The 21,838-nt window shown below is 66.0% G+C and carries 22 protein-coding genes and 2 pseudogenes; 11 read left to right on the top strand and 13 right to left on the bottom strand.

The window, feature by feature from the left end; genetic code table 11:
- Window positions 1-321 precede the first annotated feature (321 nt).
- Window positions 322-2,199 (top strand): sigma-54-dependent Fis family transcriptional regulator, encoded by a 1,878-nt coding sequence (locus EV665_RS23340; protein WP_133035901.1) that lies wholly within the window; start codon window positions 322-324, stop codon window positions 2,197-2,199.
- Window positions 2,200-2,411: 212 nt separating this feature from the next.
- Here EV665_RS23340 and EV665_RS32425 read toward each other — a convergent pair.
- Window positions 2,412-2,708, bottom strand: a pseudogene (locus tag EV665_RS32425) (aldehyde dehydrogenase family protein); the annotation flags it as partial.
- Between the two features lie 199 nt (window positions 2,709-2,907).
- On the bottom strand, window positions 2,908-3,054 hold the full coding sequence (locus EV665_RS32895) for a dihydrodipicolinate synthase family protein (protein WP_162853138.1): 147 nt from the start codon (window positions 3,052-3,054) through the stop codon (window positions 2,908-2,910).
- A gap of 400 nt (window positions 3,055-3,454) precedes the next feature.
- Between EV665_RS32895 and EV665_RS23320 the strand changes: the two genes are divergently transcribed.
- On the top strand, window positions 3,455-4,174 hold the full coding sequence (locus tag EV665_RS23320; RefSeq protein WP_133035900.1) for a GntR family transcriptional regulator: 720 nt from the start codon (window positions 3,455-3,457) through the stop codon (window positions 4,172-4,174).
- Between the two features lie 2 nt (window positions 4,175-4,176).
- Complete coding sequence (locus tag EV665_RS23315; protein ID WP_133035899.1) at window positions 4,177-4,959, top strand: pyrroline-5-carboxylate reductase; 783 nt, start codon at window positions 4,177-4,179, stop codon at window positions 4,957-4,959.
- A 108-nt stretch (window positions 4,960-5,067) separates the two neighbouring features.
- On the opposite strand, the pseudogene EV665_RS23310 reads toward EV665_RS23315, so the two are convergent.
- The 9 genes and pseudogenes from EV665_RS23310 to EV665_RS23270 form a co-directional block, all read right to left on the bottom strand.
- Window positions 5,068-5,235: pseudogene (locus EV665_RS23310) on the bottom strand (antibiotic biosynthesis monooxygenase); the annotation flags it as partial.
- Between the two features lie 238 nt (window positions 5,236-5,473).
- Window positions 5,474-5,818 carry a RidA family protein gene (locus EV665_RS23305; protein WP_064331459.1) on the bottom strand — a complete coding sequence of 115 codons (345 nt, stop codon included), beginning with the start codon at window positions 5,816-5,818 and terminating at the stop codon, window positions 5,474-5,476.
- Between the two features lie 19 nt (window positions 5,819-5,837).
- Complete coding sequence (locus tag EV665_RS23300) at window positions 5,838-7,304, bottom strand: FAD/NAD(P)-dependent oxidoreductase (protein ID WP_133035898.1); 1,467 nt, start codon at window positions 7,302-7,304, stop codon at window positions 5,838-5,840.
- Window positions 7,301-7,603, bottom strand: coding sequence for a (2Fe-2S)-binding protein (locus EV665_RS23295; protein WP_133035897.1), 303 nt, complete (start codon window positions 7,601-7,603; stop codon window positions 7,301-7,303). The genes EV665_RS23300 and EV665_RS23295 overlap by 4 nt, the downstream gene beginning before the upstream one ends.
- Window positions 7,587-8,708, bottom strand: a complete 1,122-nt coding sequence (locus tag EV665_RS23290; RefSeq protein WP_133035896.1) for an NAD(P)/FAD-dependent oxidoreductase — start codon at window positions 8,706-8,708, stop codon at window positions 7,587-7,589. The genes EV665_RS23295 and EV665_RS23290 overlap by 17 nt, the downstream gene beginning before the upstream one ends.
- Before the next feature lie 129 nt (window positions 8,709-8,837).
- Window positions 8,838-9,665 (bottom strand): lysine/arginine/ornithine ABC transporter substrate-binding protein, encoded by an 828-nt coding sequence (locus EV665_RS23285; RefSeq protein ID WP_133035895.1) that lies wholly within the window; start codon window positions 9,663-9,665, stop codon window positions 8,838-8,840.
- 27 nt (window positions 9,666-9,692) lie between these two features.
- The gene (locus EV665_RS23280; RefSeq protein WP_133035894.1) at window positions 9,693-10,475 is read right to left on the bottom strand and encodes an ABC transporter ATP-binding protein; all 783 of its coding nucleotides are present in this window, start codon (window positions 10,473-10,475) and stop codon (window positions 9,693-9,695) included.
- A complete protein-coding gene (locus EV665_RS23275) occupies window positions 10,472-11,191 on the bottom strand; it encodes an ABC transporter permease (protein ID WP_133035893.1) in 720 nt (239 codons plus the stop codon). Before EV665_RS23275 ends, EV665_RS23280 begins: the two co-directional genes overlap by 4 nt.
- Window positions 11,188-11,883: an ABC transporter permease gene (locus EV665_RS23270; protein ID WP_133035912.1), complete on the bottom strand. Its 696-nt coding sequence runs from the start codon at window positions 11,881-11,883 to the stop codon at window positions 11,188-11,190. Before EV665_RS23270 ends, EV665_RS23275 begins: the two co-directional genes overlap by 4 nt.
- A 153-nt stretch (window positions 11,884-12,036) precedes the next feature.
- On the opposite strand from EV665_RS23270, the gene EV665_RS23265 reads away from it, so the two are divergent.
- Window positions 12,037-12,981: a LysR substrate-binding domain-containing protein gene (locus tag EV665_RS23265; protein ID WP_133035892.1), complete on the top strand. Its 945-nt coding sequence runs from the start codon at window positions 12,037-12,039 to the stop codon at window positions 12,979-12,981.
- Between the two features lie 115 nt (window positions 12,982-13,096).
- Here EV665_RS23265 and EV665_RS23260 read toward each other — a convergent pair whose 3' ends face one another.
- Window positions 13,097-13,708, bottom strand: coding sequence for an alpha/beta hydrolase (locus EV665_RS23260; protein WP_133035891.1), 612 nt, complete (start codon window positions 13,706-13,708; stop codon window positions 13,097-13,099).
- A gap of 141 nt (window positions 13,709-13,849) precedes the next feature.
- Window positions 13,850-14,782: a ring-cleaving dioxygenase gene (locus EV665_RS23255; RefSeq protein WP_064331468.1), complete on the bottom strand. Its 933-nt coding sequence runs from the start codon at window positions 14,780-14,782 to the stop codon at window positions 13,850-13,852.
- 247 nt (window positions 14,783-15,029) lie between these two features.
- On the opposite strand from EV665_RS23255, the gene EV665_RS23250 reads away from it, so the two are divergent.
- From EV665_RS23250 to EV665_RS23220, 7 genes are all read left to right on the top strand, one after another.
- Window positions 15,030-15,608 (top strand): hypothetical protein, encoded by a 579-nt coding sequence (locus tag EV665_RS23250; protein WP_133035890.1) that lies wholly within the window; start codon window positions 15,030-15,032, stop codon window positions 15,606-15,608.
- 72 nt (window positions 15,609-15,680) lie between these two features.
- Window positions 15,681-16,547 carry a helix-turn-helix domain-containing protein gene (locus EV665_RS23245; RefSeq protein WP_133035889.1) on the top strand — a complete coding sequence of 289 codons (867 nt, stop codon included), beginning with the start codon at window positions 15,681-15,683 and terminating at the stop codon, window positions 16,545-16,547.
- Between the two features lie 198 nt (window positions 16,548-16,745).
- The gene (locus EV665_RS23240) at window positions 16,746-17,402 is read left to right on the top strand and encodes a hydrolase (RefSeq protein ID WP_064331471.1); all 657 of its coding nucleotides are present in this window, start codon (window positions 16,746-16,748) and stop codon (window positions 17,400-17,402) included.
- A gap of 67 nt (window positions 17,403-17,469) precedes the next feature.
- Window positions 17,470-17,733, top strand: a complete 264-nt coding sequence (locus tag EV665_RS23235) for a XapX domain-containing protein (protein WP_064331472.1) — start codon at window positions 17,470-17,472, stop codon at window positions 17,731-17,733.
- 92 nt (window positions 17,734-17,825) lie between these two features.
- Window positions 17,826-19,703, top strand: coding sequence for an amidohydrolase (locus EV665_RS23230; protein ID WP_064332663.1), 1,878 nt, complete (start codon window positions 17,826-17,828; stop codon window positions 19,701-19,703).
- Window positions 19,704-19,742: 39 nt separating this feature from the next.
- Window positions 19,743-20,198: a DoxX family protein gene (locus EV665_RS23225; protein WP_133035888.1), complete on the top strand. Its 456-nt coding sequence runs from the start codon at window positions 19,743-19,745 to the stop codon at window positions 20,196-20,198.
- Entirely contained in the window at window positions 20,198-21,793 is a 1,596-nt protein-coding gene (locus EV665_RS23220) for an MFS transporter (protein WP_133035887.1), read from the top strand. The genes EV665_RS23225 and EV665_RS23220 overlap by 1 nt, the downstream gene beginning before the upstream one ends.
- Window positions 21,794-21,838 lie beyond the last annotated feature (45 nt).

Raw genomic sequence — 21,838 nt, 5'->3', positions numbered from 1 at the left:
ACTTTTCGATGTTCGGGTCCGCGACCTCCTGCAGCGAGACCCATTGGTCCGCCGTCAGACCGTCGTCGTATCTGGTCAGCACTTGTGCTTTCATTCCGTCGTCTCCTTCCCGGCGGGAATTGCCCCGCAGTCGACGAAAGAAATCGCAAGCACCATGCCAGACAAAAATAATGTCTAAATTCAATATGATACGGCAATTCCCATCAAGCGGCCATGTTCATCGCCTGAACGACCCCTGCCGCGCAGTGTCCAGTTTCTGTCTATTGCGGGGTGCCTGCGCAAAACGGTATCCTGCCCGCAAATGATGCATGAGGAGGAGACATGCAGCATCTTTCCATCATGGACCGCGCGCGAAATGCGCTCGAGCGTGGTGACAGGTTCCCCGCGGCCACGTTGCCGCCGGTCGTCGTGGACAGTTGGCAACGCTGTCGTGATGCCGGCCTCGATCCGCGCGGCGCCCCGCGCCAGAACGTCCTGGCATTTTCGCAGGTCAACGACCGGCGCGAAGAGAACGCCGCCCTGCGGCGGCTGGCCCTTGCGGAAATGCAGCTTCTCTATTCGCAGATTGCCGGTTCCAACTTCATGATCGCGCTGGGCGATGCGGACGGCATCGTGCTCGACACGATCAGCGACCAGCATTTCGCCGACAGCGCGCCCGGCCGTTCGATCATCCCCGGCAGCATCTGGGACGAAAGCCAGCGCGGAACCAATGCGCTCGGCCTGGCGGCGATGTACCACAAGCCTGTCGCCATCTACGGGCGCGAGCATTATTTCAGCTGCCACGGCCATCTGAGCTGCATGGCGGCGCCGATCCTGAATTCGCGAGGAGAAACGCTGGGGCTCCTGGATGCGTCCTGCGCCTATGAGGCGCGGCAGGAGCACACCCACGCCCTGGTGCGCATGGCGGCGGCACAGATCGAAAACGGGCTGATCTTCCAGGAGTGCTCCGGGAGCTTCATCTTCGCCTTCCATCCCCGGATGGAATATCTCGACACCATTTCCGCCGTGCTGATCTCGGTCGGGCGCGAGGGCGGCATCATCTCGCTGAACCGGCCCGGCATCAAGCTGCTCGAGGGTCTTCCCGCCAAGATCGGCGGTCATTTCGACGAGCTTTTCGAAGCGGGTTTCGGCTCGGCGATGGACGGCCTTCTGAACGGCGGCGTGATCCGCATCCGCGACCGGGCCGGCAGCAGCCTGTTCATGGTCTGCCGGCAAATCGGCTTGCGCCGTGCGCGAGCGGCGGTCGCGGTAAAGGCGGAACGACCGCGCAAGATGCCGCCGCTGCTGCAGGACAGGAACGCGCCGGCATTCGTTTGCGATGATGCCGCCGTCAGGCGCTCCATCGCCGATATCGGCGATGCCGCGGCGTTGCGCATGCCGGTCCATATCACGGGAGAAACGGGCACCGGCAAGGATCTGATGGCGCGCCATGTCCACCAGTTGAGCGGACGCAAGGGCGAGTTCATCGCCCTCAACTGCGGCGCAGTGCCGGAGAACCTCTTCATCGCGGAGATCTTCGGCCATGAGCGTGGCGCCTTTACCAATGCCCGCGCCGAGGGTGCGCCAGGCCTTGCCCGGGCTGCCGATCGCGGCACGCTCTTCCTCGACGAAGTCGCCGACATTCCGCCCGCCGCCCAGACCTCGCTCCTGCGCTTCCTCGACAGCATGGAACTGCGCGCCGTCGGCGGCCACAAGACGCACAAGGTCGATATCCAGATCGTCTCGGCGACCAATCGCGACCTGCAGGAAATGGTGGCGAGCCGGGCTTTCCGGGCCGATCTCTACTATCGCCTGAACGCCTTCACCATCCGCCTGCCGCCCTTGCGCGCGCGCAGCGATTTCGGCGGTGTCGTGCGCCATCTGATGGAGGAGCTTGCGCCGGGCACGCCGATCACCGATGCCGCGATCGCCGAACTCTCCCGCCGGGCCTGGCCGGGCAACATCCGGGAACTGAAGACCGTGCTGCAGCGCGCGCTCGTCCGCCGCCGGATGGAATATATAGACGAGGAGTGCTTCAACGGGATCGAGCCCGCCACGGAGAACGACCAGGAAAGCTGCGCCCTGTGCCGCCCCCATCCGTTAAGCCGCACCAAATGCCGCGAAATCCGTGCCGTCTTCCGTGCGACGAAGGGCAACACCTCGCAGACGGCGCGCCAGCTCGGGCTTTCAAGAACCACCGTCTACAAACATGTCCGGTAGCCGGCTGAGCCTCTGATCCGCCTGGTGCGCCATGGAATCCACGCCCTGCGCGGCACCATGCAAGCGCCGGCCCCTTTCACGCGACCGCCTGCGCCCCGGTGATTTCGACGAGCGAGCCGCATTTGAACGCAACCTCCTCGGGCCTGCCGATGCAGCCGAAAGGCATGAGCCTGTCGAGATCGGCGATATATCGAGCGCCTTGGCGAAGGTCGTTTCAGATACCATGCCCAGGGTTCGTCGCTGACGAGGCGGGTGATCTGCTTGGTCTCCAGATAGTTGTCGAGGCCCCAGCGGCCGAGCTCCCGGCCTATGCCGAACGACTTGTAGCCGCCCCAGGGCGCCTCGGTGAAGGTGGGCTGCGAGCAGTTGATCCAGACGATCCCGGCGCGGAAGGCGCTGGCGACACGCTCGCAGCGCGCATCGTCCGCCGACATGACGGCCGCGGCGAGGCCGAAGCGGGAATCGTTGGCAAGGCGGATCGCCTCCGCCTCGGTCTCGTAGTGCCGGATGAGCTTGGCCTGGGTCGAGCGGGTATAGAAGGGCGGCGAGCAGGACCGTGTCGTAGCCGATGTCCTTCGCCATGGCGGTCTGTTCGATGACTTCGCGCGTGGCCGGCGCATTGCTGCCGGCGATCAGGACTTCGCCGGGCCTTGCGAAATCCTTGACGAACTGGAGGACGTCGCGGCGCTCCTGCGTCGACTGGCTGAACTATTCGCCGGTCGAACCGTTCGGCACCCAACCGGTCACCCGGGCCTCGCGCAGATGCGCGGGCAGCGTTTCGAAGGCCTTGAAATCGACGCGGCCATTGGCATCGAAGGGAGTGACGAGGGCGGGCATGGTGCCTGAGAGTCTCATGGGGGTCTCCATTCGAGGATCGGGGCGAACGCGTCAGCGGGAAGGCGATGACGAAGCAGATGAGGGCGACGATGGTCAGCGCCTCGATGAGGCGGCCGTGTTAGCCTTCCGTCGTTTCCGCCATTGCAGCGGTCGAAAGCCCCGCCACCAGGGCGAGCGCGGCCGGCGCCCGCAGAGCTGATGTCATCGCATTCGAAAGCATGTGCATTTCCCGTTTTGAGCGCTGAAAGCGCGGTTCCACCCTTCGGCTTCGGCGGTTCGCATGGCCTTTTTATGCCGGCTCCGTGTCGACCTGTAAATTTATGTCGTCTACATGTCGACAATATTAAGCGGAAACTTTACGATTGCTGCCTGCCGGTTTTTCTGGCCCAATGGCCTTGAAATGCGGAAAGGGACGTAAGTGTCTGAGGAAATTGAATCGAAACGCGTGCGTGGCACGGGCTCGAAAAGCGTCTACGACACGCTGCGCAATGAAATCCTGGCGCTCATCCTGCCCCCCGGCCAATTGCTCGACGAGACGACGCTGGCCGAGCGCTTCGACATGTCGCGCTCGCCGATCCGCGAGGCGCTGATCCGGCTGGCCGGCGAGGAACTGGTGGTGACGCTCTCCAATCGCAGCACCATCGTCGCGCCGATCGAGGTGGCGAGCTTCCCGAAATATGTCGAGGCCCTGGATGTCGCCCAGCGCATGAACACGCGCCTTGCCGCGGCGCTGCGCACGGACGCGGACCTGAAGATCATCGCCAGGCGCCAGAAGGAATTCGAGGCGGCGGTGAAGACCGGCCAGCACCTGAAGATGTCGGAGGCCAACAAGCAGTTCCACATGGCCGTCGCCCATGCCGGCAAGAACGCCTATCTCGCCTCCTTCTACGAGCGCCTTCTCAACCAGGGCCAGCGCATGCTGCACCTGCATTTCGAATATCTGGAGCGCACCGGCGACGGTTATCTGCTGACGGACGAGCACGAATTGATGCTGGAGGCGATCCGCGCCAAGAATGTCGATCTCGCCGACGAGCTGGCCCACGCCCACACCAGGCAGTTCCAGGACAATTTCATCGCCTTCCTGCGCGAGAACTACACGACCGACGTCTCCTTCGGCTCTCTTGCTGCTGCGGAATGACCATGTCCCTGCCCCGCAAAATCGGCTTCATCGGAACCGGCGCCATCACCGACGCGATGGTGCGCGGCCTGCTCGCCGACCCCGCGGCGGTGCCGCATGTCATGGTCTCCCGGCGCAGCGCGGACATTTCGGCGAAACTTGCAGCCGATTTCCCGCACGTGCTCGTCTCCGGCGACAATCAGGCGATCGTCGACGGATGCGACACGGTCGTGCTGGCCATCCGCCCGCAGATCGCCGAAGAGGTCATCCGCCCCCTGAAATTCCGGGATGGCCAAAACGTGATCAGCGTCGTTGCCGCGACCGGCCGTCCCGCCCTCCTCGACTGGATCGGCGCGGATGTGCATCTCTCGCAGGCGGTCCCCCTGCCCTTCGTCGCCCGCCGCAAGGGTGTCACGGCCATCTACCCGCCGGATGCGGGCACGGCCGCCCTCTTCAACGTGCTCGGCAATGCCGTCGAATGCGAGACGAAGGCGGAATACGACCTCCTCGCCGCCGCCAGCGCCCTCATGGCCACCTATTTCGGCATCATGCACCGCACGACGGAGTGGCTCGCGGAGAACGGCCTGCCGGAAGAAAAGGGCCGCGCCTATCTCGCGCCGCTCTTTGCCAGCCTTTCCGAGACCGCGCTCCTTGCCGGCAAGGACGTCGCATTCATAAAGATGAGCCACGAATTCGCCACCAAAGGCGGCCTGAACGAGCAGGTCTTCCGGGATTTCGAGGCGAATGGCGGCAGCCAGGCGGCAATGCTCGCGCTCGACCGCGTTCTTGCCCGCATCCGCGGATAACCCGGCGCACAGACCGACCCGGATACGGCTTCAGACGATCGGTGGCAACCTCCGTTCCGCACGCCTGCCGGAAGGCATGGGCCTCAACGGCGCACCGCCAAGACCGCTTCAGGCGCTGAGAAAATCCGCCATCTCGACATGATAGAAGGTTTTGGTGCGCGGGCCTGCGAGGATCGGGTCGATCCGGCGTACGCATTCCCGGTAGTGCGGGGTCTTGCGGTGCTCGTCGAGCGCCTCCGGGGACTTGAAGACCTCGTAGATCGTGAAACTGTGGTCCAGCAAAGTGCGAAGCGGTTTTGCGTCCGCAATTGCACAGGAACAAACAGATAGAGCGTTCTCGCGGCAGAGAGATCCGGACTCAGAGCTTGATGGGGTCCGCAACGGCGACCAGTCCAGCCGGCCGACCGTCGAGGGCGAAGTTCGAGCATCGGCCGATGCGGCGGCAACGGGCCGCGGCCGATGCCTGTGCCGCATGGGGCGGAACGGTTGCGCCCGCACCGAAAGATGCAGCCTTCTACCTGTAGGCCGAAACCACGATTTCGATCATCGTGTCGCCACCGAGGTCGGCGACGCCGACCGTTGCGCGCGTCGGCAGGCTCTCCGGCGACAGCCATTCCTTCCAGACCGCGTCCATCTCGGGCTTCTTGCCGAGATCGGTGACGAAGATGCTGGCCGAGAGCAGTTTTGTCTTGTCCGTGCCCGCTTCGGCCAGGTAGCGGTCGAGTTTCGCGAGGATTTCGCGGGTCTGGCCGGCCATGTCCAGGCTCTCGTCGTCGCAGGTCGTGCCGCCGACATGGACGATGCCGTTGTGCTCGACGACCCGGTGCATGATCGGGGTTTGCAGAAATCGTTGGACCATTTTCGATACCTTTCGTGGTTCAGTGTCCGGAATGACCACCCGTCACGGCGTAGACCGCCTCGGATGTATGGGGGAGCGCGGCGATCTCGCAGAGCGGCACCGGCTTGATCGGCGGGCGAAGGCGATAGGTGCCGACATCGGCCGGATGCCGCTGCTGCGCATCGGCCAGCAGCTCCGTGACGGTCGCGGCACACATGCGGCCCTGGCATGGCCCCATGCCGCAGCGCAGCATCGTCTTCAGCTGGTTCGGGCCTGCGACGCCAAGCGCAGCGGCCTCGCGGATGGCGCCGACGGAAACCTCCTCGCACCGGCAGGCGACGACATCGCCCGCGGCAGGCGCCCGGAACGACAGGGCCGGCTGGTAGGCAAGGTCGATGAAGGCCCGGCCGCGCAGCGCCCGTTTCCGCAGCCGAACGAACCGTCTCGACGCCTCGGACGATCCGGCGCCCAGAACCTCCAGCCCCGCCGCGATGCCGGCGATCCGGCCGTCGAATTCCGCGACGACGGCACCTGCGATACCGTTGCCGTCTCCCGCGATGAAGATCGCGGGCCTGGTGCTGCGCCCTTCCCCGTCGACGACCGGCGCGAAACATTTCTGCCGGTCGTTCCAGGCCAACGCGCAGCCCGCGGCATTCGCCAGATTCGCGTGGGGAATGACGCCCTGATGGAGAAAGACGCTTCTTGCGGGCAGCGACACTGTCTTGCCGCCGGCCATGAAGGTCACGCCGTCCGCCCGGTCCTTGCCGGTGATCTCCAGGGCGGTGACGGCGCGAAATACCCGGACCGCCCGCCTGACCCGGAGCATCAGGCCGAGCCCTTTCCAGGCATAGGGCGAGGCTAAGAAGGAGAAGACGTGCGGGGCCGCGCGAAGCCAGTTACGACGCGGCGTGGTTTCGAGGATCGCGTCGATCGTGCCGCCTGCGGCAAGCACCTGGTCTGCGTAGAGATAAAGCAGCGGGCCGCTGCCGGTGAGGACCACCGGTCCTTCCGGCAGGAGGGCGGAAGCCTTGAGGGCGATCTGCGCGGCCCCAACGGACATGACGCCCGGCAGCGTCCATCCCCGCACCGGCATGGGCCGTTCCGTCGCGCCCGTCGCGAGGACCACGCGCCGTGCGAGGACAATCCGGCTGCGGCCGGCCACGGAGACCCGCAATTCGGCCAGCGCCGCCGCGCCTTCCCCTTGTTGCTCCAGGCTCCAGACCGCGGCGGAGGGAACATGGCTGGCAGCAGTCGCGCAGAACGCCGCCCAGAGGCCGGCGCCACGCCCGTAGTCGCTGCCGAGATAGGGGCGCCCGGCGCGCGTGTTTCTTTCGATAGCACGGTAGATCTGCCCGCCCGCCTCGGCATTCTCGTCGAACACGACCACCGCAAGGCCGAGCCTTGCGCATTCGGTCGCGGCCGCCATGCCGGCGGGGCCGGCGCCGACGATCGCGATGTCGTAGCGGGCGGAAAGGTCGTCGGCGTTGCGGATAATCGTCAGCGTCATCGGCCGCCTCCCTGTGTCGTCCGCGCTCCACGTTGCGAGGAGATCGTCATTCCATCGCGGACGGGAACCATGCAGGCCTGACGGTTCTGCACGCCGTCGATGGTCACCAGGCATTCGAAGCAGATGCCCATCAGGCAATAGGGCCCGCGCGGCTGGTCCGTGACGACGCTGCGCCGCACCGTGGCCATGCCCGCGCCAAGCAGCGCCGCCGCGACGCTTGCCGTGGCATCGACCTCAAGTTCCCGGCCGTCGACGACGATAGTCACCAGGTCCTTCGGGTTTTCAATCTTGCGGAACATGGAACCTCCCGCCGGGAAAGAGGCCGCCGGCCAGCGTGGTGTCCCGGGACACGATCGCATCGGCAACAAGCTCGGCGTGGTTGGGGGCCAGCGTCACGCCGGAATGGCACATGACGAGGCACGCCCCCGGATGGGTGGACGAGCATTCGTAGATCGGCAGCCCGTCGGGCGTCTTGACCCGGAAGCCGGACCAGCTGCGCAGGACATTCACCGCCGCCAGTTGCGGAAAGGTCCGGACCGCCCTGCTGGCAAGCACGCTGCTGATATCCTGATCGGTGGCGATCGAGCTGGTATCCGCCTCCTGACTGTCGCCGATCATCACCCCGCCCTCGTCGGTCTGCCGCAGGGTGGTCGACGTATAGGGAAAGAAGGGCGCGCATTTCTCGGTCACGAGGATCTGGCCCTTGCTCTGAAGGGTCGGGGCCGAAAGGCCCACCATCGGCGCAAGCCGCGTATTGCCGTTTCCGGCCGCAAGCACCACCCGGCCTGCAAGAACCTCGCCCCAGGCCCCCGTTAGGAGAAATCCGCCGGCCTTGGGCACGATCTCGGTCACGTCGCTGTGCGGCCGGTAGGCGGCCCCGAGATTCAGCATGCCGACATGCAATGCCCGGAAGAGGCGCAGGGAATTCACGTCCCCGTCGAGCGGCGAATAGATGGCGCCGACGACGTCCCTGCCGATCGCGGGCACCATGCGCGCGGTCTCGGCATGGTCGAGCACGGCATGGTCGGGCGCATCCTCGCCGAGCGCTTCGGCAACGCAGCCGACCTCCTCCGTCCACATCGCCATCTCGCTGCCGGCAAGCGCGAAGGTGAAGCCGCCCCTCTGCCGAAGGCCGACATCGATCCCCGACGTCTCCAGGAGGTCGGCCGCGAAGGACGGCCACCGGCGGGCGGCGGCGATCGTCCAGCGGGCATAGTGGGGAGCGCCCACGCCCTTGCCCTGGACCCAGACCAGCGCGAAATTCGCCCGCGAGGCGCGGTGCGACAGGTCCTCTCCGTCGAGAACGAGCGGCGCCAGGCCCTTGCGCGCCAGCCCCCATGCGACGGCCGCGCCGACAAGGCCGCCTCCGACGACGACAATTTCCTGATCCGGTAGGGTCCGCATGCCAGCAGTCTGTGATGTTGGAAGGAAGGGAAGCGCCCACCCGCAACGCGGACAGGCGCAAGAGTCTGTTTCACCGCAATTCCGGACGCAAAACCGCGTCGCACATGTGCCGGAATTGCTCTGGCGCCGTCAGTCCTGCGGGCTGACGTCGAGCTTGAACCACTTTTCCGACAGGGTCTTGACCGTGCCGTCCGCACGGGCGGCCGTGATCGCCGCGTCGAAATCCGCCTTCAGCGCGGTGTCTTCCTTGCGCAGGCCGATGCCGATCATGCCGAACACCTTGCCGGAGAACAGCGGGCCGGCGAGCTTCGTGCCGGCCATGTCTTCCTTCTCCATTGCCGCGGCGAGCACCGTCGCATTGGCGACGACGGCATCGAGCCGGCCGCTGACGAGGTCGAAATCGTGCTCCTCCGTCGTCTTGTATTCCCGGACGTCCGCCGCATCCTTGAAATACTGCTCCATGAAGGAGGAGGCGGTCGTCGAGCCCTGCACGCCGACGGTCTTGCCGCCAACCAGCTTGGCGATCTCCTCGAGAACAGGCCCGGCCGCCTCCGAATCGACCGAAAGCGGCTTGCCGGCCATCGGCAGCCCGGCGAGATCGCTGTCGTCGAGCACGGCGAAGGAATTGATCGCCGCCGCATAGGGCGTCGAAAACGCGATGACTTCCTCGCGCTTGGGCGTGATGCTCATGCCCGCCATGATCGCATCATACTTGCCCGCCGTCAGCGACGGGATGATCCCGTCCCAGTTCTGGGCGACGATCTCGCATTCCCTGTTCATCCGCTTGCACAGGTCGTTGGCCAGATCGATCTCGAAACCTTCCAGCGTGCCGTTGGGGCCGGAGAAGTTCCAGGGCGCATAGGCGCCCTCGGTCGCGATGCGGATCTTGTCCGCCGCATGGGCGGATTGCAGCGACGCGGCGAGTGCCACCGCCGACAGGATAAGGGTCAATTTCATGGGTTCACCTCTGGTTATTCTCCGGTCTCAATGGGCATGCGTCGAAATGAACTGCCGGAAACGTTCACTGCGAGGATGGGAGAAGACGTCCGCTGGCGTGCCGTCTTCCTCGATGTAACCCTTGTGGAGGAAGACGACCCGGCTGGAGACGTCGCGGGCAAAGCCCATCTCATGGGTGACGACGAGCATCGTGCGGCCTTCCGCGGCGAGGTCCCGCATGACCTTGAGGACCTCGGCGACCAGCTCGGGATCGAGCGCCGATGTCGGCTCGTCGAACAGCATGATCTTCGGGTGCATCGCGAGCGCCCGGGCGATGGCCGCCCGCTGCTGCTGTCCGCCGGAAAGATGCGCCGGATAGGCATGGCGCTTGTCGGCGATGCCGACCCGCTCCAGAAGCGCCTCGGCCTCGGCGATGCATGCCTTGCGGTCCCGGCCCTGGACATGGACCGGGGCCTCGATGAGGTTTTCGAGGATCGTCAGATGGGACCAGAGATTGAAGGACTGGAACACCATCGTCGCCTGGGAGCGAAGCCTTTGAAGCTGGCGCCGGTCGACCACGCGCGCCGGCTGGTCGGGGCGCTGATCCAGCCTGTAGGCCTCGCCGAAGATCGAGACCGTGCCGGCGTTCGGCACTTCCAGCATGTTGACGCAGCGCAGGAGCGTCGACTTGCCGGATCCGGATGCGCCGAGGATGGAGATCACCTCCCCGGGCTGCGCCGTGAGGGAAACGTCGTGAAGGACCTTGAGCGGGCCGTAGCATTTCTCCAGGCGCGCGATTTCCACGGCCGGGATGCGGGTCTGATCTGTCATGCCTGTTCTCCGGTCGCGACGACATGGGGGCGCTGGTCGCGGGAAAGCCGGTGCTCGAAGAACCGGAGCAACCGCGTGATGGAAAAATTCAGAAGAAGGTAGATCGCGCCGGCGCAGATGAAGATCTCGACGGGCCGGTAGCTGGCCGAGATCAGCTTGGCGGCAATTCCGGTGACTTCCATCATCGTGATGGTGGAGGCGAGTGCGGTCGACTTCACGACGAGGATCAGCTCGTTCGAATAGGCTGGCAGCATCAGGCGAAGGGCCTGCGGCGCGATGATCCGGCGCAGAAGCGTGAGGCGGCCCATGCCATAGGCCTTCGCCGCCTCGATCTGCCCGAGCGGGACGGCGATGACGCCGCCGCGAATGATCTCGGCGCTGTAGGCGGCCGTGTTGAGACAGAGCGCCAGCGACGCACACCAGTAGGGCTCCCGCAGGAACGGCCAGGCGAAACTCCTGCGCAGCTCCGGAAACTGGCTGAGTCCATAATAGATGATGTAGAGCTGAACGAGCAGCGGCGTGCCGCGGAAGACGAAGATATAACCCCGGGCGAGACCGTCGAGCACCCGGTTGCCGGAGAGGCGAAGGCCCGCAAGCAGCATGGCAAGAACCGCGCCCGAGGAGACCGAGAGCACCGTCAACTGCAGCGTGAGGGGAATGCCGCGGCACAGGGCAAGGAAATTGTCGACGAGGAACGGAATGTCGAAGAGGTTCATGACGCCCTCCGGATGCCGCGCATCGCGCGCGCTTCGGCGGCCCGGAAGGCGGCGCCGGAAACGAGGCTGATCACCAGGTAGAGCACGCCGGCCGTCAGGAAGAAGGTGAACGGCTTGCGGGTCGAGCCGGCGCCGATCTGCGCCTGGCGCATCAGCTCGACCAGCCCGACGACGGAAATGAGGGCCGATTCCTTCAGGACCAGCTGCCAGACATTGCCAAGCCCCGGGATCGCAAAACGGGCCGCCTGCGGCAGGATGATGCGCCGGAAGCGGAGAAACGCTCCCATCCCGTAGGCCTTGGCCGCCTCGATCTCGCCGCGCGACAGCGCAAGCACCGCACCGCGAAAGACCTCCGCCTGATAGGCGCCGGACACGACGCCGATCGCCATGGCGCCGGTCAGGAACACCGGCGCGCTCACGAACCCTTGCGCGCCGAACAGGTGGCCAAGCTGCGTGATGACGGCGCTGCCGCCGAAGTAGAACAGGTAGATGACCAGAAGATCGGGCACGCCGCGCAGCACGGTCGTATATCCATCGGCAAGATGGCGCAGCGACGGGATCTGCGAGAGCGAGGCGGCCGCCGAGAGCATGCCGAAAAGCGAGCCGAGCCCGAAACCGGCAAGCGCCACGGCAAGCGTGACGGCCGTGGCGCGGAGCATGTCGACGCCCCAGCCACCATCGGCAAAACCCATCAAGTCGAAGTAAGCGCCCACGCGTCCACCTGGTCCGTTCCCTTGCGCCGATGACGTGCCGGCGCGTTATGGGCTTGACTTTGGCAGGCGGCACTCCATACCGTCAAATTCGAAATTCAAGGTAGAGAATAACCAAATATTATGGAGACCCGCATGAATCTGCGGCAGGTCGAAGCGTTCCGCCTGGTCATGCTCACCGGCAAGATGACCGCGGCGGCCGAGCTGATGGCGATTACCCAGCCGGCGGTGAGCCGGCTGATCCGGGACTTCGAGATCGACCTGAAGCTTCGGCTGTTCGAGCGGCGCGGCAACCAGCTCGTTCCGACCCCGGAGGCCACCACGCTGCTCAGGGAGGTGGAGCGCGCCTATGTCGGGCTCAACCGCATCAAGGCCTTTGCCGAGGAGATTGGCCGGCAGAATGCCGGCATGCTGCGCATCGCCGTGATGCCCGCGCTCGCCAACGGCATCATGCCGCGCTACCTCGCGCGCTTCCTGCGCGACCGCCCGAACATCCACGTCTCCCTGAGCGGCATTCCCTCGACCATGGTCATCGAGGCCGTCGCCTCCGGCCAGGCCGATCTCGGCTTTGCTGACGGCCCGCTCGACCGCCCCGGCTTCCTGACGGAATCCCGCCCGGTCGCGGCCGTGGTCGCCATGCCGGAGGGCCACAGGCTCGCGGCCCGATCCCGGATCGGGCCGGCCGATCTGGAAGGCGAGCACATGATCACGCTGGAACCGGGCACGCTGTTTGCAATGCGGGTCGAGGTCGCGCTGGCGGGCATTCCGAGGGCTTCAACGATCGAGACACGCCTCTCCCACACCGCGCTGACGCTGGTGTCGGAAGGCGTCGGCATCACGATCATCGACCCGTCCTCCGCCACGGATTACCAGGGCAGAGGCGTCGTGGTCCGCCCCTTCACCGACTTCGTCGATGCCGGTTTCCTGGCGATCCGCCGCAGCGATGCAACGGACAACCAGCTTGCGGAGCGTTTCATCGCAGGATTCTGGGAGTACCACGGAACGCTGCTCGAACAGTTGAACGTCGCACCGGGACATCCGGACCGGCAGGCAAGCGCTCTGGGCCATCCCCTACCTTGAAGGCCCGGTTCGACCAGGCCCCCGACCGGCCCGGAGGCGGGAATAATCCTTAGTGCTCGCGCGAAGACCGGTGGAAGGTCGCGGATCGCTTTGCCGGTCCACCGGGCGGAGCGGCCTATATCTTCCGGGTAAGGGCGGCCGCGATGGCGTCGATCTCCTGCTGCCGCACCTCGTGACCCCCGTCATGCAGCACGAGGTCGACTTTCGCGCCTTGCCCTTCGAGATAGGCGACAAGCCCCTCGGTGAGCGGCAGCGGGCAGATCGGATCGCGCCGCCCGGCGGTGATCAGGATCTCCCGGCCCTGGAGCGCCGGATTGGACGCCGGCGTCCAGGGGATCAGCGGATGCATCAGCACCGCGCGGTCGAAAAGGTCCGGTGCCTCGAAAAGCACCGAGGCAAGGATGTTCGCGCCGTTGGAATAGCCGAGGCCGTAGATCGGCGCACCCGGATTGGCCTGCTTGTGGGCATGGATGAAATCCGTCATCCTGCGCGTGCGCACGGCGAGGTCCGCCATATCGTAGACCCCTTCCGCCTTGCGGCGGAAAAAGCGGTTCGCTCCATGTTCGGACACGTCGCCGCGGGGCGAGACAATGCCGGCGGCTGGCAGGATCTGGCCGATAAGGCCGGTGAACTGATGCTCGTCGCCGCCCGTGCCGTGGAAGGCGAAAACGAGCGGCGCGCCGGGTGCCGGCGCTTTGGAGACGTGGTGGTAGGCGTCACGGGACATGTGAATCTCCTTTAGAGCAAATCCGCAGGAGCGCTTCGGGCGGCAGGCGGAGATGCATGAACGAAGCAGGAAGCCGCCGGACAGTGCCGGCGGCCGGCGACCGGGAGCAATCCCGGCGAACCGGATTTCATCGGAAATCCTTTAGTCGACGATGGGCGGCAGGATCTCCTCGATCCGCTCGCGCAGATGGGCGTGCTGGCGCGGAAGCTTCAGTGCCGCGCCGAGATGGGCAGTATCCTCGTCGCGGTTGAAGCCGGGCTCGTTCGTCGCCACCTCGAACAGCACGCCGCCGGGCGTGCGGAAGTAGATGGCGAAGAAATAGTCGCGGTCGATGACCGGGGTGACATGGTAGCCGGTATCCATCAGCGCCTTGCGCACCTCGGCCTGCGCCGCGCGGTCCTCGACCGCGAAGGCGACATGGTGGACGGATCCGGCCCCCTGCCGCGCCGCCGGCGCGCCGGGCAGCACTTCGAGATCGACGAAATCGGCGCCGTTGCCCCCCTTGACGGCATAGCGGGTCAGGCCGCCGCGGCGGTCGACTTCCTCATAACCCATGAACTTCAGCAGTTCGCCCGTGGCACCGTCGTCGCGCAGCCGCATGGTCACGCCATGGAACCCGTGCACGCCGTCGTCGCCCGGCACCGGCCCGCCGGCAAAGGGCAGGCGCCTATCGCCGTCGACCTCGGCAAGGGCAAAGCCGTCACCATCAGGGCCGAGGAAGCGCAGGCGCTTCTCGCCGAAGGCTTCATCCGCGGCAAGGCCGGCAAGCCCCTTTTCGGCAAACCGTTCCTTCCAGTAGCCGAGCGACCCCTTCGGCACGGAGAACACGGTTTCGGAGACTTCCCCTGCCCCGCGATTGCCCTTGGCGATGTGCGGGAAGGGAAAGTAGGTCATGACCGTGCCGGCCGAGCCGGTCTCGTCGCCGTAATAGAGATGATAGACGTCCGGCGCATCGAAATTGACGGTCTTCTTGACGCGGCGCAGGCCGAGCGTCTTGGTGAAGAAATCGTTGTTTTCCTGGGCATCGGCGGCCATGGAGGTGACGTGATGCAAGCCTTTGATCTGGGTAAGCATGGTGTTGTCCTCGCTCGTGGATGTCTTCGTTGCACAGAGATAGGCCCAACACCGCTCCATCAGAATAGACATAATCATGCATTTATTATTGACGATATCGCAATTATCGACCATTCTGGCCGAGCGTTGCGTGCTTCGGCAGGCTGAACTAAGGTCGCACAATAATCCGGTTTCTCCCCGGTGATATCGTCCCACCGGCGTGATTGAGAGTGTGCCGTTGACGTTTCCAGGTAAAGAACTTAGCTGTGTGGGCCTCTGCTTCGGAACACCCGAAGCCCCGAGCCTCACCACCGTCCCCATCAAGTCCGCGACCTTCTCCGTCACGAGCATCTGCAAGGATCTCAACGCGGGAGAGGCGCGTGACATCCGCCTTCCCGCCTGCAGCGCCTATTTCCTCATGCTCTATCTGGACGATGTGGAGCATGCCGACATCCGGCAGGACGGAACGTGCGCGCCGGTCCGCCGCTATGAGCGCGGCTCGATCTGCCTCGTCGATCTCGACGAGGGCGCCGCCATTCGCCAGCACAGCCGGCTGGACGTGCTGGCCTTCGTGCTGCCGAAGACGCTCTTCGACGAGGCCGCCTTGCTGTCGTCGGGCATGAAGATACGCCGGCTGGCCTGCCGGCGAGGCAGGCCGGACAGCGTGCTGAACAATCTCGGGACGGCCCTGCTCGCCCTGCTCGGCGGTGGCCGGCAGGCCTCGCCGCCGGCGCTGCTGCGCCATATGGCGGTCGCCGTCTGCGCCCATCTCCTGCACCACTACGGCGAAATGCATGACGATGCCGCAGCCGACGCGCCGGCCGGACGCCACCGGCGCCTCCACTGAGGAGACCCCTTTGCTTCAGCGGGAGGAACACGCACGCTGGTTCCGTCCATCAGTCAACCACGGGAGGACACGATGAACGACGAAGATTCGATCGGCACGACCTCCCTGCACCGGTCGGTCCTGCATGCAACGCCCCTCGTCATCACACGGCTGAGCTGCGACCGGGACGAACCTGCCCCCGGCCCGGCGAATGCGCGCGAGGAAGCCTTCCATGTCATCACGCAATTGCGCGACTTCCGGCTGCACAGGCTGTGGCGGGGAGAGGCGCTGGTCTTCGAGGGCGGCCATCCCAAGGGGGCGCTCGCGATCACCGACCTGCGCGAGGAATGGCGTTGCCACCATCTCTCGCCCTTCGACAATGTGCGCTTCCAGATCCCCTTCTGGCATGTGCGCGCCTTCGCCGCGGAGCTCGGCCGGCCGGAACTGTCTGGCTTCAAATGCCCGCCGGGCACGGTCGATGCCGTCGTGCTCGGCCTGGCCCAGGCGCTGCTGCCGGCGCTGGAGCGGCCGCGAGAGGCCAGCCGCCTGTTCGTCGACCAGGTGAGCCTTGCCATCCTCACCCATCTGACGCAGACCTATGGCGGCATCTATTTCCCCGCCGAACGCAAGGGCACGCTGGCGCCCTGGCAGGAAAAACGCGCCCTGGAATTCCTCGCCACCCGCCTCGACGGCCGGTTCTCGATTGCAGAGCTGGCGGAAAGCTGCGCGCTGTCGCCGAGCTACTTCATCAAGGCCTTCAAGGCGAGCTTCGGGCGCACGCCCGCGCGCTGGCTCACCGAATACCGCGTTGCCCACGCCAAGGACCTGCTGCGTACGAATATCCCCATCGCCGAGATCGCCATCAACTGCGGTTTCGCCGACCAGAGCCACCTGACGAAGACCTTCTCCGCGGTGACCGGCGAGACACCGGCGCGGTTTCGCCGCGACAACCGGCCCTGACATTCCTGTTTTAGTGATTGCCCCTCAGCCCGCGGGCAGCCGCAGGCTTTGCGCCGGCGTGCAGATGCGAATGCATGCAACCCAGAAACCTGGCGAAATGTTCAAAAGACAAACATAGGCGACAAGAACGGCGCAAGGCGCGGAGGCATAGTCCGGGGCCGGAAACCCTGCAACCGGCATCCAGAAAGGGAAGAGCCCATGTCCCCGAACGCCACGCCCACCCCCGGCGGCCTTCTGATATCCCCCACGGACCACGCGCTGATCATGATCGACTTCCAGTCGCAGATGTCCTTTGCGACCAAATCGATCGATGCGGTGAGCCTGCGCAACAATGCGGCGCTCGTCGCCCATGGTGCGAAGGGGTTCGGCGTGCCGACCATCCTGACGACGGTGGCGGAAAAGACCTTTTCGGGCCCGATGTTCAGCGAGATCACCGAGGCCTTTGCCGGCCAGCCGTTGCTCGACCGCACCTCTATGAACACCTGGGAGGACGCCGCGGTGATCGCCGAGGTCAACCGTATCGGCAAGACGCGCCTGGTCATGTGCGGCCTGTGGACCTCGGTCTGCATCGTCGGTCCGGCCCTTTCGGCACTCGACCAGGGGTTCGAGGTCTATGTCATCGCCGATGCCTGCGGCGACATTTCCGCCGAAGCGCATGACCGCGCCATGGATCGCATGGTACAGGCGGGCGTGCGTCCGATGACCGCGCTGCAATACCTGCTGGAGCTGCAGCGCGACTGGGCCCGGGCCGAAACCTACGACATGACGACCGGCATCGCGAAAAAATTCGGCGGCGCCTACGGCCTCGGCATCACCTACGCCAAGACCATGTTCGGCGCCTCCGAAGGGCATTGAGCCGCGTGCCCCGCCCTTCCGCACCCGTCTGCGCAAGGGCTCCGATCCGTTATGGAAGGAAGCCGCGATGAAACTCTACCTGCTCTCGCTCGGTGCCGGCCTGCTCGTCGGCGTGATCTACAGCCTCATCAACGTGCGCTCTCCCGCCCCGCCGGTGGTGGCGCTGGTCGGCCTCTTCGGCATGCTTGCCGGGGAACAGATCGTGCCGCTCGCCAGATCGCTCTGGAACCGGGAGGCGGCAGGTCATTCCTGGCTGCACCATCACGTCAAGCCGCATGTCTTCGGCGAATTGCCGAAGGGCGGCGAACCCTCGGACAGGAAACAGACATGATGCCGACACGCCGCAACTTTCTGGGTGCGACGGCCGCCGCCCTCACCCTGGGCAGCGGCGTTGCCGCGCATGCCCAACAGGAGCCCCGCCCGATGACCGCCGACCTCATCCTCCGCAACGGCCGCTTCACGACCCTCGACCGCAGCAAGCCGAAGGCGAGCGCCGTCGCGATTGCCGACGGCACGTTCCGGGCCGTCGGCGAGGAGCAGGAGGTCATGGCGTTCGCCGGGCCCAAGACGCGGATCATCGACCTCAAGGGCCGCGGCGTGCTGCCAGGCCTTTGCGACAACCATACCCACGTCGTGCGCGGAGGCCTGAACTTCAACATGGAGCTGCGCTGGGACGGCGTGCGCTCGCTCGCCGATGCGATGGACATGCTGAAGCGGCAGGTGGCGAATACGCCGCCACCGCAATGGGTGCGCGTCGTCGGCGGCTTCACAGAGCACCAGTTCGCCGAAAAGCGCCTGCCGACGCTCGACGAGATCAATGCCGCCGCGCCCGATACGCCCGTCTTCCTGCTGCACCTCTACGACCGGGCGCTGCTGAACGGCGCCGCGCTCAGAGCCGTCGGCTACACCAGGGACACGCCGAACCCGCCGGGCGGCGAGATCACCCGCGATGCGAACGGCAACCCGACCGGCCTGCTTCTGGCAAAACCCAATGCCGGCATCCTCTACTCGACGCTCGCCAAGGGGCCGAAGCTGCCCTTCGACTACCAGGTCAACTCCACCCGGCATTTCATGCGCGAATTGAACCGGCTCGGCATCACCTCCGTCATCGATGCCGGCGGCGGCTTCCAGAACTATCCGGACGACTATGCCGTCATCCAGAAGCTCGCCGACGAGAACCAGATGACCGTGCGGCTGGCCTACAACCTCTTCACCCAGAAGCCGAAGGAGGAGAAGGAAGACTTCCTCAACTGGACGAAATCGGTCAAATACAAGCAGGGCAACGACTATTTCCGCCACAACGGCGCGGGCGAGATGCTCGTCTTCTCCGCCGCCGATTTCGAGGATTTCCGCGAACCCCGGCCGGACATGCCGCCGGAAATGGAAGGCGACCTCGAGGCGGTCGTGCGCATCCTGGCGGAGAACCGCTGGCCCTGGCGCCTGCACGCCACCTATGACGAGACGATCACCCGCGCGCTCGACGTGTTCGAGAAGGTCGACCGCGACATTCCGCTCCAGGGCCTCAACTGGTTCTTCGACCATGCCGAGACGATTTCGGAACGCTCGATCGACCGCGTGGCGGCGCTCGGCGGCGGCATCGCCGTGCAGCACCGCATGGCCTATCAGGGCGAATATTTCGTCGAGCGCTACGGCCATGCGGCCGCGGAAGCGACACCGCCGATCGCCCGCATGCTGGAAAAGGGCGTCAAGGTCTCCGCCGGCACGGACGCGACCCGCGTCGCCTCCTACAATCCCTGGGTCTCGCTCGCCTGGATGATCACCGGAAAGACCGTGGGCGGCACGGCGCTCTATCCGCGCCGCAACTGCCTCGACCGCGAAACGGCGCTCAGGATGTGGACGGAAAACGTCACCTGGTTCTCCAACGAGGAAGGCAGCAAGGGCCGCATCGAAGCCGGCCAGTTCGCCGATCTCATCATCCCCGACAAGGATTTTTTCGCCTGCGCGGAAGACGAGATTTCCTTCCTGACATCCGACCTCACGATGGTCGGCGGGAAGATCGTCCATGGTGCGGGCGATTTCGCGTCGCTCGACGAGAACCCCGTGCCGCCCGCCATGCCCGACTGGTCGCCGGCCAGGACGTTTGGCGGCTATGCGGCCTGGGCGGAGCCGGAGGGCGCGGGCAAGCGCTCGCTGCGCCGGGCGGCGATCTCGACCTGCGGCTGCGCCAGTTCCTGCGGCGTGCACGGCCACGACCACGCGGCCGCCTGGGCGGCGAAACTGCCGGTCGGCGATCTCAGGGGCTTCTTCGGCGCGCTCGGCTGCGCCTGCTGGGCGGTGTGAGGTCCTCCGGAATTGCAGAACAACAAAGAGATGAACGTCATGCCTGGAACCATGGAACAGCGCGCGGCCAGGGTCTGCGCCCCCTTCGTCATCAACCATCCGGTGCGCTGGATCGCGCTGCTCGGCCTCTGCGCCGCCTATATCCAGGGCAGCGTGATGAAGCTCTTCGACTTCAACGGCGCCATCGCCGAGATGGAGCATTTCGGCCTCACCCCCGCCGCCCCCATCGCCGCGGCCGTCATCTTCTTCGAGCTCGTCTGCTCGGCCATGGTGCTCTCCGGCTTCTGGCGCTGGATCGGCGCGCTGGCGCTCGCCGGCTTCACGCTGATGGCGACCTTCATCGCGTTGCGCTTCTGGGAAATGCCGCCAGGCATGCCGCGCATGATGGCGACCAATTCCTTCTTCGAGCATCTCGGCCTTGCCGGTGCCTTCGTGCTCGTCGCCTGGTATGATCTCTATCGCTGGAAGAATGGCGCGAAGGAGGACTTGAGCTGATGGCCGGAGCCGCCGACACCGCCCGCGCAGGCGCCTTCGCCCCGCTGCGCCAGAAGGTCTTCGCCGTCCTCTGGGCGGCGACGGTCATCGGCAATATCGGCACCTTCGTGCGCGATGTCGCCAGCTCCTGGCTGGTGACGGACCTTTCGGCGGCGCCGGCGGCGGTGGCGCTCATCCAGGCCGCGTCCACCTTCCCGATCTTCCTGCTGGCGATCCCGGCGGGCGTGCTCTCGGATATCCTCGATCGCCGGAAATTCCTGATCGCCATCCAGCTCATTCTCGCCTCGGCGAGCCTCTGCCTGCTGGCCCTGTCGGCAACGGGCCTGCAAACCGTCACCTCGCTCGTCGCCTTCACCTTCGTCGGCGGCATCGGCGCGGCCCTGATGGCCCCCACCTGGCAGGCGATCGTGCCGGAACTGGTGACCAGGGCCGACGTCAAGGGCGCCATTGCCCTCAACTCGCTCGGCATCAACATCTCGCGGGCCATCGGCCCGGCGCTCGGCGGCGCTCTGCTCGCCTCCTTCGGCGCGGCCGTCACCTATGGCGTCGACGTCATCAGCTATGTCTTCGTCGTTTCCGCCCTCCTGTGGTGGCGACGAAAAGCGGCGGACGAGGACGCCCTCTCCGAGCGCTTCTTCGGCGCCTTCCGCGCCGGCCTGCGCTATGCCCGGTCGAGCCGGGAGCTGCATGTCGTCCTGGTGCGGGCGGCCGTGTTCTTCGCCTTCTCCAGCGCGGTCTGGGCGCTGCTGCCGCTGGTGGCGCGCAACCTTCTCGGCGGCACGGCGGGCTTCTACGGCATCCTGCTCGGCGCGGTCGGGGCCGGCGCGATCGGCGGGGCCTTCCTGATGCCGCTGCTGCGCACCCGGCTCGACGTGGACGGGCTGATGCTGCTGGCGGCCATCGCCGCGGCCCTGGTGATGGCGGCGCTCTCCCTCGCCCCGCCGCAATGGGTGGCGGTCCTGCTGCTGCTCGTCCTCGGCGCAGGCTGGATCACGGCGCTCACCACGCTCAACGGCACGGCCCAGTCCGTGCTGCCCAACTGGGTGCGCGGCCGCTCGCTCGCCATCTATCTCACCGTGTTCAACGGGGCGATGACCGCCGGCAGCCTCGCCTGGGGCACCATCGCCGAAGCCCTCGGCATCGCCACGACCCTGCTCGTCGCAGCCATCGGGCTCGTCGTCGCCGGCCTCCTCTTCCATCGGCTGCGCCTGCCCAAGGGCGAGGCCGACCTCGTGCCCTCCAACCATTGGCCCGAACCACTGACCGCCGACCCCGTCGACCATGACCGCGGCCCCGTGCTGATCACCGTGGAATACCGCATCGAGGATGCCGACCGTGCGGCTTTCCTCGACGCGCTGCATCGCTTCTCCGCCGAACGGCGGCGCGACGGCGCCTATGGCTGGGGCGTGACGGAGGACGCGGCCGATCCGAAAATCTTCCTCGAATGGTTCTTCGTCGAATCCTGGGCCGAGCATCTGCGCCAGCACCGCCGCATCTCCAAGGCGGACGCCGATCTTCAGGAGGACGTGCGCCGGTACCATAAGGGCGAGGAACCGCCCCGCGTCCGGCATCTGCTGGCCGCCGGAAGGCACTGATCAGCACGGCCGCTCCCGCCCCGGCAGCCTCGCCGCCCGTGTCGC

This window comes from Shinella granuli, from assembly GCF_004341885.1.
GTDB classification, from domain to species: Bacteria; Pseudomonadota; Alphaproteobacteria; order Rhizobiales; family Rhizobiaceae; genus Shinella; species Shinella granuli.
Note: the sequence above shows the minus strand (reverse complement) of the source record. Positions and strands in the feature narration are given on the sequence as shown.

Bases quoted from the DNA above. Each gene is read 5' to 3' on its own strand.
- EV665_RS23340 (WP_133035901.1), top strand. From the start codon at position 322: ATGCAGCATCTTTCCATCATGGACCGCGCGCGAAATGCGCTCGAGCGT.
- EV665_RS32895 (WP_162853138.1), bottom strand. From the start codon at position 3,054: ATGAGACTCTCAGGCACCATGCCCGCCCTCGTCACTCCCTTCGATGCC.
- EV665_RS23315 (WP_133035899.1), top strand. From the start codon at position 4,177: ATGTCCCTGCCCCGCAAAATCGGCTTCATCGGAACCGGCGCCATCACC.
- EV665_RS23305 (WP_064331459.1), bottom strand. From the start codon at position 5,818: ATGGTCCAACGATTTCTGCAAACCCCGATCATGCACCGGGTCGTCGAG.
- EV665_RS23300 (WP_133035898.1), bottom strand. From the start codon at position 7,304: ATGACGCTGACGATTATCCGCAACGCCGACGACCTTTCCGCCCGCTAC.
- EV665_RS23295 (WP_133035897.1), bottom strand. From the start codon at position 7,603: ATGTTCCGCAAGATTGAAAACCCGAAGGACCTGGTGACTATCGTCGTC.
- EV665_RS23290 (WP_133035896.1), bottom strand. From the start codon at position 8,708: ATGCGGACCCTACCGGATCAGGAAATTGTCGTCGTCGGAGGCGGCCTT.
- EV665_RS23285 (WP_133035895.1), bottom strand. From the start codon at position 9,665: ATGAAATTGACCCTTATCCTGTCGGCGGTGGCACTCGCCGCGTCGCTG.
- EV665_RS23280 (WP_133035894.1), bottom strand. From the start codon at position 10,475: ATGACAGATCAGACCCGCATCCCGGCCGTGGAAATCGCGCGCCTGGAG.
- EV665_RS23275 (WP_133035893.1), bottom strand. From the start codon at position 11,191: ATGAACCTCTTCGACATTCCGTTCCTCGTCGACAATTTCCTTGCCCTG.
- EV665_RS23270 (WP_133035912.1), bottom strand. From the start codon at position 11,883: ATGGGTTTTGCCGATGGTGGCTGGGGCGTCGACATGCTCCGCGCCACG.
- EV665_RS23265 (WP_133035892.1), top strand. From the start codon at position 12,037: ATGAATCTGCGGCAGGTCGAAGCGTTCCGCCTGGTCATGCTCACCGGC.
- EV665_RS23260 (WP_133035891.1), bottom strand. From the start codon at position 13,708: ATGTCCCGTGACGCCTACCACCACGTCTCCAAAGCGCCGGCACCCGGC.
- EV665_RS23255 (WP_064331468.1), bottom strand. From the start codon at position 14,782: ATGCTTACCCAGATCAAAGGCTTGCATCACGTCACCTCCATGGCCGCC.
- EV665_RS23245 (WP_133035889.1), top strand. From the start codon at position 15,681: ATGAACGACGAAGATTCGATCGGCACGACCTCCCTGCACCGGTCGGTC.
- EV665_RS23240 (WP_064331471.1), top strand. From the start codon at position 16,746: ATGTCCCCGAACGCCACGCCCACCCCCGGCGGCCTTCTGATATCCCCC.
- EV665_RS23235 (WP_064331472.1), top strand. From the start codon at position 17,470: ATGAAACTCTACCTGCTCTCGCTCGGTGCCGGCCTGCTCGTCGGCGTG.
- EV665_RS23230 (WP_064332663.1), top strand. From the start codon at position 17,826: ATGACCGCCGACCTCATCCTCCGCAACGGCCGCTTCACGACCCTCGAC.
- EV665_RS23225 (WP_133035888.1), top strand. From the start codon at position 19,743: ATGCCTGGAACCATGGAACAGCGCGCGGCCAGGGTCTGCGCCCCCTTC.
- EV665_RS23220 (WP_133035887.1), top strand. From the start codon at position 20,198: ATGGCCGGAGCCGCCGACACCGCCCGCGCAGGCGCCTTCGCCCCGCTG.